The following is a 13687-nucleotide window of genomic DNA, read 5'->3' on the forward strand; positions in this document are numbered from 1 at the left end:
TCCATGTTAAGCGAATACGGGTTCTTTAAATTTCGCCAGTTTTTCAAGTGAAGATTTATCGACCTCTTCATGAAGACTGTTGCCGTGTGAATCCATTGTGACAACAGCTGTAAATCCTTCAACGCGCAGATGCCACATCGCTTCTGGAATACCAAAGTTCATTAAGTCGACACCTTCTACGCCTTTAATGCAGTCCGCATAATATTGCGCCGCGCCGCCGATTGCGTTCAAATAAACACCACCGTGCTCGCCAAGTGCTTTCAACGTTTTCGGACCCATGCCGCCTTTACCAATAACTGCACGGATGCCGAATCGTTTCATAATGTCACCTTGATAAGGCTCTTCACGGATCGACGTTGTCGGGCCTGCTGCTTTCACGTGCCACTGTCCTTCTGCGTCTTTCAACATAACCGGTCCACAATGATAAATCACTTGCCCATTCAAATCAACAGGTGAATCATTTGTGCTTAAATATTTATGTATTGCGTCGCGTCCTGTGTACATCATGCCGTTAATTTTCACGACATCGCCAACTTTAAGATCGCGAATCTGTTCTTCTGTAATCGGTGCCTGTAATGTGACAACACGGCTTTCCGATTTTATTTCCTGCTCTTCTTTTTGTGCTGTATCAAATGATACGTCTTCCCCGTCCTGATAATACCATTCGTTAATTTCACCTGTTTCCGCATTAACGGATACACCGAGACGGCGATACGCCCAGCAGTTATACGCAACAGATACAAAAAAGCTCGCAGGCAAACGGTTCATAACACCCACTTTACAGCCAAGCAAAGTCGTTTCGCCGCCAAATCCCATTGTACCGATGCCAAGCTCATTCGCATGCGTCATCACGTATTCTTCTAGTTTGCGCAAGTCCTCATTTTCGTTCACATCATCCACACCGCGGAACAGCTGTGTTTTCGCTAGATCATAGCCTGAGGAGCGGTCGCCACCGATGCCAACACCTATGAATCCAGCTGAACAGCCTTGCCCCTGTGCCTGATAAACGGAGTGCATAATGCATTTGCGGATACCGTCAAGGTCACGTCCTGCTTTGCCGATTCCTTCAAGTTCGCATGGCAAGCTGTATTGAATGTTTTTGTTTTCACAGCCGCCGCCTTTTAAAATAAGACGTGCATCGATATAATCTTCTTCCCATTGTTCAAACTTAATAACTGGAGTCCCTAGGCCAAGGTTATTCCCACTGTTTGAACCATTTAATGAATCAACCGAGTTTGGACGAAGTTTTCCGTCTTTCGTTGCCTGCTCCATTGCCGCATAAATCGCTTTTTGAATTTGAATCTGGTTTACACCCACCGGTGTTTTAATTTTGAACGTCGGCATGCCCGTATCCTGACAGATTGGTGAAATATTATCATCTGCCATTTTAATATTCGTTGTAATCGTATCCAGACTCATTGCCGCACGCGTGCCTGCATTTTCACGCTCTTTTGCCGCTTTCACCGCACGTCGGACATCTTTTGGAAGATTTGTTGATGTTTCCACAATCAACGTATACATACTTTGCTGTAACTGTTCATGATTCACTTTAGTTCCTCCTCAAGAATTCTTATGTTTTAAAATGTTAACAATATTTCTATTATAACGCTCCTCCGACACGTTTAAAAGAAAATTCAGCCACCTCTTTTTTCACAAAATCGAAGGCTACGTACGCATTATTCTGTCGCAATGCCTTTATTAGAAAGACTTGTAAGTCATGTAAAAACTTTCATTGAAACTAGATATCATAGTAATAGTGAAGGTGCTATTAAGTGATTAACTTCTGATTACTCAATCACATTTTTAACCACTCATCTTGTTTTCTGACCACTCAATTACATTTTTGACCATTCATACAAAAACGCCTCAAAACCGGACCAGTTTTGAGGCGTTCCTTATTTACCCGCGTATACGGAATTGTTCACATTTCAATTCAATGTCATTGATCATCCCAATTAAGCGGTCAATATCTTCCACTTCCGTTTCTTCTGGATCAATCGAATCCAGCACTTCCATGAAAATATTCAATCGTTTTTTTAAATATACAACTTGTGTTTCTTTATCATTGATAGGCTTCAAATGAGTATCTTCCCTTCTTTTACAGCAAGTAAAAACCGATTCCCATGATGAAGTATGCAGCGAGGAGTGTCAACCCCTCAAACCAATTTGTTTCCCCATCATTTGAAATGCTGACCGCGAGAAAAACGGCTGTAATCATCGAAACAAGCTCTGGGATCGTAAATACAAGCGGCATTGGTGTCGGGAATAAAAGTGAAATTAACACAAGAACTGGTGCTACAAACATTGCGACTTGCAATGTAGATCCGACCGCAATTTCAACTGCCACATCCATTTTGTTTTTCATTGCCATTAAAATCGCCGATGCATGCTCGGCTGCATTTCCGACAATCGCGACGATAATGACCCCAATGAAAAGCTCTGACCAGCCGAACTGTTCCCCGACTGCTGCAAACGTATGAACGAGACTTTCCGCTACATAGGCAACAGCAGCAGTGGCCACAAGCAAAATACCCATCGCTTTTTTCTTTCCCCACTCCGGCTCTTCTTCTTCGTGAGCTGCGTTTCCATGTCCTTCTAGTGCCGCATATACACCGCGATGCGTAACAAGTTTGAAAAATAAGCCAGCAAGATACAAAACGATCATGATAACCGAAATCCCGACACTTAAATTCAATGTTTTCGTTTCATTCATTGTCATTGAAAAAATTTCCGGAATAACAAACGCGACAACAACCGCAAAAATAAGCAAACCTGAATTGTGACGTGCATCATGTACACTGAACGTCTGTCTTTTAAATTTCAAGCCGCCTAAGAAAAATGACAACCCGGCAACAAGAAGCAAATTTCCAAGCACAGAACCGGTTAATGAAGCGAGTACGACTCCTACAAGTCCCGCTTTTAACGAAAAAATAGAAATAATAAGTTCAACTGCATTTCCAAATGTTGCATTTAATAATCCGCCAATACGCGGGCCAACAACGATTGCCAAACTTTCTGTCGCCCGTCCCATATAGCTTGATAGCGCAATAACCGTTACACTGCAAATAATAAACATGGCGACACTTGACCAGTGTAAAATTGACCCTGCGACCGTGAGCGGCACACCGACCGCAATCAATGCTGCAAATATTTTTCCCATAATCCCACTCTCCCCATAATCCCACTCTCCATGAATCAAAGTAAATAGCACATCCATCTATCCTTACCCACTATTTACTTTTTTTACACGAAGAAGATCATTATTTTATCTCAAATGTTTCTTCCACTTCAATCGCCGGGATAACAGATTGTACCATCGAGCAGTTTTTCCGCGTTAATTCGAGTGCTTTTTTTACTTTTTCTTCTTTTAACCCGATCCCTTTAATAATGAAATGAACTGATATTTTTTCTACTCGATCCGCTTCATCATGATTGCGCTTTACGTCTGTTTGAATTGTAATATCCTCAATCTCAATACGCTGCTTTGCAAAAATTTTGCGTAAAACACCACCGCTGCAAACAGCTACAGATGATACTAGCAGCTGGTATGGACGAAACCCGTGCTCCTCGTCTCCTGAAATATCAAGTTTTCCATAAGGGAATTCAGCGGTAAATCCACTTTCTTTCATTTTAAATTCCATATTAAACACTCCTTTTTCATTTTTATTCTATCCAATCGACGCAATTGCGCCAACTAAAATTGCTTGCATCGTATAATTTATATGATATAATCAATTTACATTATAATAATTATAAAGTAAAAATGAATCTATTCTAATTGATACACCTTATCATTAAAGGTTTTTAATGATAAACGTGTTTTCTGAAGATGATCTTCATTCTCAATTATAAAAGGAGGAAACAAGATGACTACTTACACTGAGAATGCTCCGCTTCAAACCAGCCTGTTCGATAAATTGAAACCGCATCTCGAATTAATCGCTGCCCTGTTCAGCGGTGTGCTTATTCTCACCGGCTGGATACTTGATCAAAATGGAGTAGAAGCGATGTCTGTTGTTGCCTATTTATCGGCATTTGTCATTGGCGGTTTTGCAAAAGCAAAAGAAGGCATTGAAGAAACGATTAAAAATAAAGAATTAAATGTGGAAATGCTGATGATTTTAGCAGCGGCTGGTTCCGCTGCAATCGGATACTGGACAGAAGGCGCCATTTTAATTTTTATTTTCGCCGTCAGCGGGGCGCTTGAAACGTATACGTTAAATAAAAGCCAGCGAGAAATATCAGCGTTAATGGATATTCAGCCTGACACAGCGTTGCTCGTCCGTGATGGCATAGAAGAAAAAGTGCATGTGTCTGAATTGACACGCGGTGATATGATCGTCGTCAAGCCGGGTGAACGTGTACCGGCAGATGGTGTCCTAACTAAAGGACATACGACGATTGATGAAACTGCGATTACCGGTGAGTCGATTCCAGTATCAAAAGAAGCAGGCACTGATGTGTTTGCCGGTACAGTGAATATGACCGGTTCTGTTTACATTGAAGTAACAAAAAGGTCTGATGAAACGTTATTTCAAAAAATTATTGATCTCGTTCAATCGGCGCAAAGTGAAAAATCACCTTCCCAGCAGTTCATTGAAAAATTTGAAGGCACATATGTAAAAGTGGTATTGATTGTGGTCGCTGTCATGATGTTTCTTCCCCATTTCTTTCTTGGCTGGAGCTGGACAGAGACATTTTACCGAGCGATGGTACTGCTTGTTGTCGCATCACCATGTGCACTCGTTGCATCGATTATGCCGGCGACATTGTCGGCTATTTCTAGCGGTGCCCGCAGCGGGATTCTGTTTAAAGGCGGAGCCCATCTAGAGAATCTGAGTCATGTAAAAGCGATCGCGTTTGATAAAACAGGTACGTTAACACGTGGTAAACCGGAAGTAACAGACATTATCATCCGCAAAGGATTAAACCGTGATTCTTTATTGAAAGTGTCCGCTTCCATCGAAAGCCGGTCAAATCATCCGCTTGCTCGCGCTGTCGTTCGTTACGTGCAAAATGAACAGATTCCATTTTCTCCTCCTGATCATCTTGAAGACGTTGCCGGATGGGGAGTAAAAGGCACGATTGATCAAAAAGAATGGAAAATCGGGAAAGCAGCTTTTGTCGGAAAAGAAGAAGCTGATGCATTCGCAAACGGTGCGTCATTAGTGTTTGCTGAGGATGGTAAAACGACGATTTTTGTGGCCGATCATGAGGGGATAGCGGCTGTCATTGCACTAAAAGATATCATTCGTGATGAAACGAAGCAGGCGCTAAAAATATTGCAGGATGAAGGTATTTTCACCATTATGTTAACCGGGGATAGCGAAAAAACAGCAAAAGCGATCGCTGCTGAAACAGCACTTGGCTCTTATATTGCCCAATGTTTACCGGAGCATAAAGTAAATCACGTGAAAGACTTGCTTGAAAAATACGGTACGGTTGCAATGGTTGGTGACGGAATCAACGATGCGCCAGCACTGGCAACAGCATCTGTCGGGATTGCGATGGGTGAAGGATCTGACGTGGCGCTTGAGACAGCTGATGTTGTCTTAATGAAAAATGATTTACCGAAAATTGCCGAAGCTATTAAGCTATCCCGCAAAATGCAACGAATTGTGAAACAAAATGTGATCTTCTCTATTTCAGTAATCTCGTTATTAATCATCTCAAACTTCTTTCAAGTGCTTGATTTGCCATTCGGCGTTCTTGGACATGAAGGCAGCACAATCCTCGTTATTTTAAATGGCCTGCGCCTTTTAAAACGAACATAAAAAACCCCGTTTGAGCTTCTCCGCTCAAGCGGGGTTTTATTTTAGACCATTCCTCGTTTTTGATCGTTGCGCAGCGCATTAATTTCACCACCGACTAAAATGATCATCGCCGATAAATACAGCCAGATCATTAAGATAATGACGCCCCCAATACTTCCATATGTAGCAGAGTAATTACCAAAATTGTTGACATAAAATGAAAAGCCAAGCGATACAATAATCCAACCGAGTGCAGCAAATATTGCTCCTGGAAAAACAGTCATGCATTTTACCTTTAAGTTCGGGGCCAAGTAATAAAGACCGACAAACACAAGGAATAAGACAATAGGAGGAAACAGGAACCTGATCCATGTCCAAATAATGACAAACTGCTCACCCATACCAAGAAATTCAAACGCGAATTCGCCAATTTGCTGACCGAACACGAGCAAAATAAGCATCACCGCAATAATAAAAATAAACGCGAATGTGAGCAAAATAGACAAGCCACGTGCGTGATAAAACGCGCGTGTTTCCTTCACGTCATACGCATAGTTCAGCCCTTTAATAACGGCATTCATCGCATTGGAAGCGGACCAAATAGTCCCGAGAATACCGACAGACAACAGGCCGCCATTTTGATAAGTTGCCACTTCTTGAATCGTATCTTGAATCATACTCAATGAATCCGCTGGAGCAAAATCTTTAATAATATTAAAGATTTCATCCGGATCAATCGGCAAGTACCCAAGCAGCGTCACCATAAAGAGCAGGAGCGGGAATATGGAGAGCAGAAAAAAATACGCCATTTGTGCTCCAACGCCCGGCACATCAGATGCTTTAATTCTCCTTACTAAATGCTTAAAGAAGATCCGAAGTTCTGTTTTTTTCTCTGTATGTTCTGCCAAAACTGCTTCCCTCCGATATTATGACGGCGATTGTGCGCTGTCAGCAGAAGCCGCCGGATTTTGTCCCTCCGGTAGAAAGGTTGTTTTGGTTTCATTGACAAGCTCTTTCACTTCCGGTGTCAATTCTTTCAAATTATCCACTTTATCTTTAATAAATGCCACATCTTCATTAATTTTTTGAGCTGTTGTCGTTGCACGGTCGATCAACTCCCTTGATGATGCCGTTAACTGCTCCGGATCTTTCGCAAGCGCAACTAAATACTGTGCCCACGAAGACATTTCATTACGCGTATTCCGGTCTAGAAGTGCGATGACACCTCCGACTGCTGCGCCTACTGCTACACTAACAAAAAATTTACTTTTTCCCATTAAATATTCATCCTTTCTTTATCTCAATACAACATGTATTCGGCTGATACAATCTATTTTCCTTTTTACTGTTGAAGCTTTTCCCCTTTTGTTGAAATTCGAAACACAAAGTCATCGAAATTAATTTTTATTTAAAGTGTATCTATTTTTTCAGAATAGTCTATCTAATGAGGTGGATTTTTATGGATCATGATGGATTATTAGAACTACTTAGAAGCATCAGCTCATTTATCTGGGGACCGCCGCTTTTAATTTTTATTGTTGGTACAGGAATTTACCTTACCTTTCGGATTGGTTTTCTTCAAATTCGTCTTCTTCCATATTCATTAAAGCTTGCGTTTAGTAAAAATCAGGACAAGAATTCTGAAGGCGATATTTCACACTTTCAAGCGTTAATGACTGCACTTGCAGCGACAATTGGAACCGGAAATATCGTCGGTGTCGCGACAGCTATCTTAATCGGTGGTCCCGGCGCATTGTTCTGGATGTGGATGAGCGCATTTTTTGGGATGGCAACGAAATATGCGGAAGCTGTTCTTGCTGTTAAATACCGTGTGCAGGACGAAGATGGCGAAATGTCCGGGGGACCGATGTATTATCTTGAACGTGGTCTCAACCAAAAATGGCTTGGTGTCTTGTTCGCTTTATTCGGTGCCATTGCCGCTTTTGGAATCGGAAACCTTGTGCAGGCAAACTCGGTTGCGAGTGTTGCGAAATCTACATTTGACGTACCTACCTGGATTACAGGTATTGTCTTAACAATCTTCAGTGCACTTGTACTGCTTGGCGGCATTAAAAGCATTGGACGCGTTGCAGCCTTTTTCGTCCCATTCATGGCTGCATTTTATGTGATTGCCGGTTTGATCGTGTTGTTCATAAATATGACAGAAATTCCTGCTGCTATAGTACTTATTTTGACAGATGCGTTTACTGGAGAAGCAGTGGCTGGCGGCGCGATCGGTACTGTCATTCGTTACGGCGTCGCGCGCGGTGTATTCTCAAATGAAGCCGGGCTCGGTTCTGCTTCCATTGCGGCGGCAGCTGCAAAAACGGATATGCCAGCCCGTCAGGCACTCGTTTCGATGACACAAGTCTTTATTGATACGATCGTCCTCTGTTCAATTACAGGACTGACAATTGTCCTTGCTGGTCAGTACGATTCCGGACTTGAAGGAAGCGAACTCACAACAGCTTCATTTAATATATTCCTTGGCTCTGCCGGTTCATATATCGTAGCCATTGGACTCTTGTTCTTCGCTTCAGCGACGATTATCGGCTGGTCGTATTATGGAGAAAAGTGTTTCACTTACTTATTCAGTAAAGAAATCGTAAAGTATTATCGGATCGTGTTCGTTCTCGCTGTATTCATTGGTGCTGTGACAAGCCTTGATCTTGTCTGGACGTTCTCAGATATTATGAATGGTTTAATGGCTTTACCAAATTTAATTGGTCTTCTCGGACTATCGGGTGTCGTCGTTGCTGAAACACGTCAAATTCTCAAAAAGATTCAAAAAGAAAAACGCGCTGCTTAATAAAAAACGCGCTATATTTGCTAGGGGCTTTTTATCTTATTGACAAGATAAAAAAATCATGGAATGATTATAAAAAATGAAAAAGGTGACATAACAGTGGACTTAAGTGTACAGTCAACAGAAAACATTCAGTATATGGTCAATGAAATTACAAAAAAACTCCGTATGGTCAATACTGGCGCGATCAGCGCGGAACACTTTATCAGTTCTTCTTATGAAGATTTAAAAGATATTTATGAACTCGTCGCTCGTAAAAATTCATTCAGCCCGAATGAAATGCAAGCGATCGCCGAAGAACTTGGCAATTTACGCAAATAAAAAACAAAGGAGCTGTCCCTAGTCAATGATCACCGACTAGGGACAGCTCCTTCTCCTCTTTTCTTTATTATTCAGCTAGTAATTTAAGTGATTCACGGTTAAATGCTGGAATGTCATCTGGCGTGCCGCTTGTCACCAGCTGATTCTGACATACAACGACTTCTTTATCATGTACATTTGCACCGGCATATTCCAAATCGGGTTGAATAGATTTAAACCCGGTTGCATCCCGTCCTTTCAATGCTTTCGCTGAAATGAGCAGCTGTGGACCATGACAAATCGCGAAGACCGGCTTTTTTGAATCCATAAATTCTTTTGTGAATTCAACGAAACGGTCATCCGCACGGAGCCGATCTGGTGAATATCCACCTGTTAGAAGCAATGCGTCAAATTCTGATACATTCACATCTTCAATGCCTTTATCAATTTTCACTTTCTCCTTTTCTTATTTCCCTATAAGCGTTTTGCCTGCTTTTTTTTCAATCGTTATCAGTTGATGACCGGCTTCTTCATACGCTTTTGCCGGTTCTGTATATTCGATGTCTTCAAACATGTCGGTAATAAGGACAGCGCGAAATGTCGCCCTGTCATTCTGTTGCTTCCGGTACAGATTGATCTGTCTGTCCTTGAGGCAATATTAAAATTTCGACACGCCGGTTTTGCGCACGTCCCGATATGGAATCGTTTGAAGCGATCGGCTGATATTCGCCATATCCTTTCGCGCTAAAAAGGCGTGGGTCCAGTTTCTCATTTTTAAAAATCTCTTTCATAAAGTTTACGGCACGCATGGCGCTAAGTTCCCAGTTTGAATCGAACATAGCTGTTTTAATTGGTACATTATCTGTATGTCCGCTAATAATGATGCTTCGCGGAATGTCCATGACGAGCAGTTCTGAAATTTCCTGCGCACTGACAATCTGTTCTGGTTGAATTTCTGCTGCGCCTGAATTAAAAAGCACGTTATCGCGAATACGCAGCAGCAGCCCTTCCCCATTTAATGCAGTCTCCACTTTATCTTGCAGATTATTTTCATTAATATATTGTGTCATTTTCTCTTGCATTTCAATCAATTCTTCCCGATCTTCTTTTTCAAGCCCGTTTAGTTGCTGGCGCTCCGTTTCCACTTCTGACATGGAATCATTCTCTATCGGACTTTGGTAATCAAGTACGCCGCTTCCACCTTGCAGCTCATTATTGAAGGCAGACGAAATAGCCTGGAATTTTTGAGCATCGATGGAGCTGCTCGCGAATAGGACGACAAAAAGAGCCAGAAGAAGCGTTAATAAATCGGAATACGGGAGAAGCCAGGATTCATCAATATGGTCGTCATGTTTTTTCTTTTTACGTTTCACCATATCCATCTTCTCCTCCTGATGAGTTCAATAATTTTTTCTTCTCATCCGCCGGCAAATAAGAAGCAAGTTTTTGCTCCAGAACACGTGGTGCTTCTCCTTCAAGAATCGACAAAATACCTTCAATCATTATTTCTTTTACTTTTGCTTCTAGTATTGATTTTCGTTTTAATTTATTTGAAAATGGGTGCCAGAACACGTAACCTGTAAAAATCCCTAGCAAAGTGGCCACGAAAGCCGCTGAAATGGCATGCCCGAGTGCCACGGTATCGCTCATATTTCCAAGTGCAGAAATCAATCCTACTACAGCGCCGAGTACACCGAGTGTTGGGGCATACATTCCTGCTTGTGAAAAAATAGCTGCGCCTGCAAGGTGACGGTCTTCCATGGCAGCTATTTCTTCACTGAGGACGTCACGAATATAGTCCGCACTTTGTCCATCAACAGCTAAACTAAGCCCATTTTTCAAAAAATCATCGTCTATTTCGTTCATTTTTGATTCCAGTGAAAGAAGTCCTTCTTTACGTGCAAGTTCCGCCCACCCTGTAAATAGATAAATGACTTCCTGTATAGTCATCAGTTTTTGTTCTTTAAACAAAATACCAAATAGTTTCGGTACTCTCTTTAACTCCGATCCAGGAAACGCAATGGTTACTGCGGCGATAGTCCCTAAAATAATAATCAAAATAGCTGCCGGGTTAATAAGTACTAGGGGACTTACCCCTTTCATAAACATTCCGACACCTACTGCAACAAGCCCTAATAGGACTCCCACGAGCGATGCTTTATCCATACTTTATCTCCATCCTATTTCTATCAGTCTATTTTCCGACTATATTTAACCATTATTCTACACGTTCTTGACGAAAAAGAGAATGCTCTACGAATGAAATTCATACTTTTATGTCAAAATATAAACTTAACAAAATCCTATTCATCATTTTACATTCTTCTGTTAAAATGAAATGACTATACCGAACGAGGTCAATTTACCTATGATAACTTTACCGGAATTTTATGAATATGACATCGTTGCTCTATCAATCTTGATTGCCGTCACCGGGTCCTATGTAACATTAACGATGAATGAACGAATTGTTCATTCAATCATCCGTGGGAGAACGAATATATGGCTCATAACAGCCGCACTATCCATGGGATTGACCATTTGGACATTGCATTTTGTCAGCATGATGGCTTTTTCAATTCCGATTCAGTACAACATCTCTTTAACGATTATATCGATGATTCCCGCTATTTTAGCAGCATACGCTGCTTTTTATATCCTTTATAAAACAAGTAGACGCTGGTGGACTTTCAGCGCTGCTTCAATTACTATCAGTTTCGGTAGTGTCTTAATGCACTATATAGGCATGATGTCTATCATAATCGATAGTGATATAATCTATAATCCCTTTTATCGTTTTTTAGCGATATCCACTGCCATTGCAGCCTCATATGCGGCGATTCGTTTCTTTTATTATTTTACCCAGAAGCGCGATGTTCGACTAAAAATCATCGCATCACTTTTAATGGGCACCGCAATCAGCGGCATGCACTACATAGGCATGTATTCGGCTGATTTTTATGTACCAGAAGGATTTGTCATCCCGGAGCAAAATCAATCTTCGTCAGATATGTTAGTTGTGCTTATTTTATTGCCTGCTATTATGATTTTCCTGTTTATTACAATCCTTTCTTTTCTGGACCGGAGAACAGCGATGCAACTCGCCTATACAGATGATTTAACAAACCTGCCTAACCGGCGCAGCCTTGAACGATTTGTTCATGCACGGACAACGCCGTTAAATTTGCCGATTGCCGTAGTCATTATCGATATTGACAATTTTAAATGGATAAATGAAACCTATGGATATGAGAGTGGCAATGAGCTAATTATTGAATTTGCATCAAGATTAAAAAAAGCAATAACAGAAAATAGCATTGCAGCCCGTATTGAAGGGAATAAATTTGCCGTTGCTATTCCTGGCACGTTCAGTCATCAAGAAATCCGTACTTTGTTAACGAAACAATTTAACTCGTATCTGAAGTTATTTCATGCATTTGGTGAACCTACCCCTATCACGTTTTCAGCCGGGGTCGCACTGGCACCGGAACACGGGTCTAATTGCAACATTTTAATCTTAAACGCTGAGCGGGCTCTTCGTCACGTGAAGAATAACGGTAAAAACGAGATTGTTGTGTATAATTCTAATTTCCATAATCAGGACATGGAACGGCACATTGCTATGAGTTTTCGAAGTGCACTTGAAAATGGAGAATTTTATTTATGCTACCAGCCAAAATTCAATCTTCATACTGGAAAAATTGACTCCGCTGAAGTGCTAGTCCGCTGGGAAAGCCCAGTGCACGGCTTCGTTTCACCCTCGAAATTCATTCCAATCGCTGAGAAAAATGGCTTTATTTTTGATTTAACAAATTGGATTTTAAACGAAGCATGTCGTCAGATGAAAATGTGGCAACGTGATCATCATCTAATCGAACGTATTGCTGTTAATATATCGGCACCGATGTTTTTATCAGACCGTCTAATTGAAATTGTCAAGCACACATTGCAGACATATAACCTTAACGCTAGACATCTCGAATTAGAAATCACCGAAACATCAATTATGCAACAGTTTGATAATGCCCTCAAAGTTATTGATGCTTTGAAAAAAGAAGGCGTTTCTATTTCACTCGATGATTTCGGGACCGGCGTCTCCTCTCTGACATATTTAAAAATGCTGCCCATTCATATATTAAAAATCGACAAATCATTTATCGACGATGTACATACCTCTTATGAAGATAAAGCACTTGTGAAAATGATCATCCAACTTGCCAAATTGTTTGGTCTCACCATTATTGCAGAAGGTGTCGAAAAGGAAGAACAGCTGAACGTTTTGAAAGAGCTTGGCTGCGATTTTATACAAGGCTATTTTATTAGCAGACCCGAACGAGCGGAAATACTCGATGCGCGCTACGAACAAAAAGAATACAGATCATAAAACAAAAAAGCGGGGAATCCCTATAAGATTCCCCGCTTCAGACTGTCGACAAAGCCGTTTTCAAATCTTTGATTTGAGGCGGCTTCGTCTTTTTTGTATGCTTGATCAGGCCTGCTCAAGCTGGCTTTAGAGACTTCCACGCCCAGCTTGCCAGTTTCTTAAGGTTCATGGCAGCGAAAGTAAGCATCGCTTGCATGGATAATTTCCCCAGTCCTCTGAGGGTTGTCCAGCGCATGCCATGCTTTTCTTTTGCGTCCGCAAAAACCCGTTCAATCGTTTCTTTGCGTTTTGCATAGATTTCTTTATGTTGCGGAGTGTGCCGCAGATGATCTGCTTCTTCAAGATAGCCTTCCCACACATGCCGGTGGATCAGTTTCATGCGGTTCTGGCTTTGCGTGCACATCGATAAAAGCGGACAGTCCCGGCATTGCTTCGGGCCGGAAG

13 protein-coding genes and 1 pseudogene are annotated in these 13687 nt (G+C 41.5%); 4 read left to right on the forward strand and 10 right to left on the reverse strand.

The window, feature by feature from the left end; translation table 11 throughout:
* Nucleotides 1-6: 6 nt before the first annotated feature.
* The 4 genes from AWH49_RS04580 to AWH49_RS04595 all read right to left on the reverse strand — a co-directional run bounded on the left by AWH49_RS04580 (nt 7) and on the right by AWH49_RS04595 (nt 3641).
* Nucleotides 7-1521 (reverse strand): fumarate hydratase, encoded by a 1515-nt coding sequence (locus AWH49_RS04580; protein ID WP_211268379.1) that lies wholly within the window; start codon nt 1519-1521, stop codon nt 7-9.
* 378 nt (nt 1522-1899) lie between these two features.
* A complete protein-coding gene (locus AWH49_RS04585) occupies nt 1900-2079 on the reverse strand; it encodes an SE1561 family protein (protein WP_034289020.1) in 180 nt (59 codons plus the stop codon).
* Nucleotides 2080-2098: 19 nt separating this feature from the next.
* Nucleotides 2099-3160, reverse strand: a complete 1062-nt coding sequence (gene cax, locus AWH49_RS04590; protein WP_063964806.1) for a calcium/proton exchanger — start codon at nt 3158-3160, stop codon at nt 2099-2101.
* Nucleotides 3161-3260: 100 nt separating this feature from the next.
* Complete coding sequence (locus AWH49_RS04595; protein WP_063964807.1) at nt 3261-3641, reverse strand: OsmC family protein; 381 nt, start codon at nt 3639-3641, stop codon at nt 3261-3263.
* 225 nt (nt 3642-3866) lie between these two features.
* Here AWH49_RS04595 and AWH49_RS04600 point away from each other — a divergent pair, with 225 nt between their 5' ends.
* Complete coding sequence (locus AWH49_RS04600) at nt 3867-5774, forward strand: heavy metal translocating P-type ATPase (RefSeq protein ID WP_063964808.1); 1908 nt, start codon at nt 3867-3869, stop codon at nt 5772-5774.
* Between the two features lie 41 nt (nt 5775-5815).
* Here the strand turns inward: AWH49_RS04600 and AWH49_RS04605 are convergent, their stop codons facing one another.
* A complete protein-coding gene (locus AWH49_RS04605) occupies nt 5816-6661 on the reverse strand; it encodes a YihY/virulence factor BrkB family protein (RefSeq protein ID WP_063964809.1) in 846 nt (281 codons plus the stop codon).
* Nucleotides 6662-6679: 18 nt separating this feature from the next.
* Nucleotides 6680-7030, reverse strand: coding sequence for a hypothetical protein (locus AWH49_RS04610; protein WP_063964810.1), 351 nt, complete (start codon nt 7028-7030; stop codon nt 6680-6682).
* 182 nt (nt 7031-7212) lie between these two features.
* Here AWH49_RS04610 and AWH49_RS04615 point away from each other — a divergent pair, with 182 nt between their 5' ends.
* Nucleotides 7213-8562 (forward strand): alanine/glycine:cation symporter family protein, encoded by a 1350-nt coding sequence (locus tag AWH49_RS04615; protein ID WP_063964811.1) that lies wholly within the window; start codon nt 7213-7215, stop codon nt 8560-8562.
* 96 nt (nt 8563-8658) lie between these two features.
* Nucleotides 8659-8880, forward strand: coding sequence for a DUF1128 domain-containing protein (locus AWH49_RS04620; protein ID WP_034289005.1), 222 nt, complete (start codon nt 8659-8661; stop codon nt 8878-8880).
* A gap of 67 nt (nt 8881-8947) precedes the next feature.
* Here AWH49_RS04620 and AWH49_RS04625 read toward each other — a convergent pair.
* The 3 genes and pseudogenes from AWH49_RS04625 to motA form a co-directional block, all read right to left on the reverse strand.
* Nucleotides 8948-9433: pseudogene (locus AWH49_RS04625) on the reverse strand (type 1 glutamine amidotransferase domain-containing protein).
* 34 nt (nt 9434-9467) lie between these two features.
* Nucleotides 9468-10235, reverse strand: coding sequence for a flagellar motor protein MotB (gene motB / locus AWH49_RS04630; protein ID WP_063964814.1), 768 nt, complete (start codon nt 10233-10235; stop codon nt 9468-9470).
* Nucleotides 10222-11025: a flagellar motor stator protein MotA gene (gene motA / locus AWH49_RS04635; RefSeq protein ID WP_018395661.1), complete on the reverse strand. Its 804-nt coding sequence runs from the start codon at nt 11023-11025 to the stop codon at nt 10222-10224. Before motA ends, motB begins: the two co-directional genes overlap by 14 nt.
* Nucleotides 11026-11227: 202 nt before the next feature.
* On the opposite strand from motA, the gene AWH49_RS04640 reads away from it, so the two are divergent.
* A complete protein-coding gene (locus AWH49_RS04640; protein ID WP_063964812.1) occupies nt 11228-13243 on the forward strand; it encodes a bifunctional diguanylate cyclase/phosphodiesterase in 2016 nt (671 codons plus the stop codon).
* Between the two features lie 115 nt (nt 13244-13358).
* Here the strand turns inward: AWH49_RS04640 and AWH49_RS04645 are convergent.
* A partial coding sequence (locus AWH49_RS04645; protein ID WP_211268378.1) for a transposase occupies nt 13359-13687 on the reverse strand: 329 nt, incomplete at its 5' end.

Origin of the sequence: Domibacillus aminovorans, from assembly GCF_001643235.1 — a bacterium.
GTDB classification, from domain to species: Bacteria; Bacillota; Bacilli; order Bacillales; family Domibacillaceae; genus Domibacillus; species Domibacillus aminovorans.

Coding starts and splice junctions, on each gene's coding strand:
- AWH49_RS04580 (WP_211268379.1), bottom strand. CDS start 1,521: ATGTATACGTTGATTGTGGAAACATCAACAAATCTTCCAAAAGATGTC.
- cax (WP_063964806.1), bottom strand. CDS start 3,160: ATGGGAAAAATATTTGCAGCATTGATTGCGGTCGGTGTGCCGCTCACG.
- AWH49_RS04595 (WP_063964807.1), bottom strand. CDS start 3,641: ATGGAATTTAAAATGAAAGAAAGTGGATTTACCGCTGAATTCCCTTAT.
- AWH49_RS04600 (WP_063964808.1), top strand. CDS start 3,867: ATGACTACTTACACTGAGAATGCTCCGCTTCAAACCAGCCTGTTCGAT.
- AWH49_RS04610 (WP_063964810.1), bottom strand. CDS start 7,030: ATGGGAAAAAGTAAATTTTTTGTTAGTGTAGCAGTAGGCGCAGCAGTC.
- AWH49_RS04615 (WP_063964811.1), top strand. CDS start 7,213: ATGGATCATGATGGATTATTAGAACTACTTAGAAGCATCAGCTCATTT.
- motB (WP_063964814.1), bottom strand. CDS start 10,235: ATGGTGAAACGTAAAAAGAAAAAACATGACGACCATATTGATGAATCC.
- motA (WP_018395661.1), bottom strand. CDS start 11,025: ATGGATAAAGCATCGCTCGTGGGAGTCCTATTAGGGCTTGTTGCAGTA.
- AWH49_RS04640 (WP_063964812.1), top strand. CDS start 11,228: ATGATAACTTTACCGGAATTTTATGAATATGACATCGTTGCTCTATCA.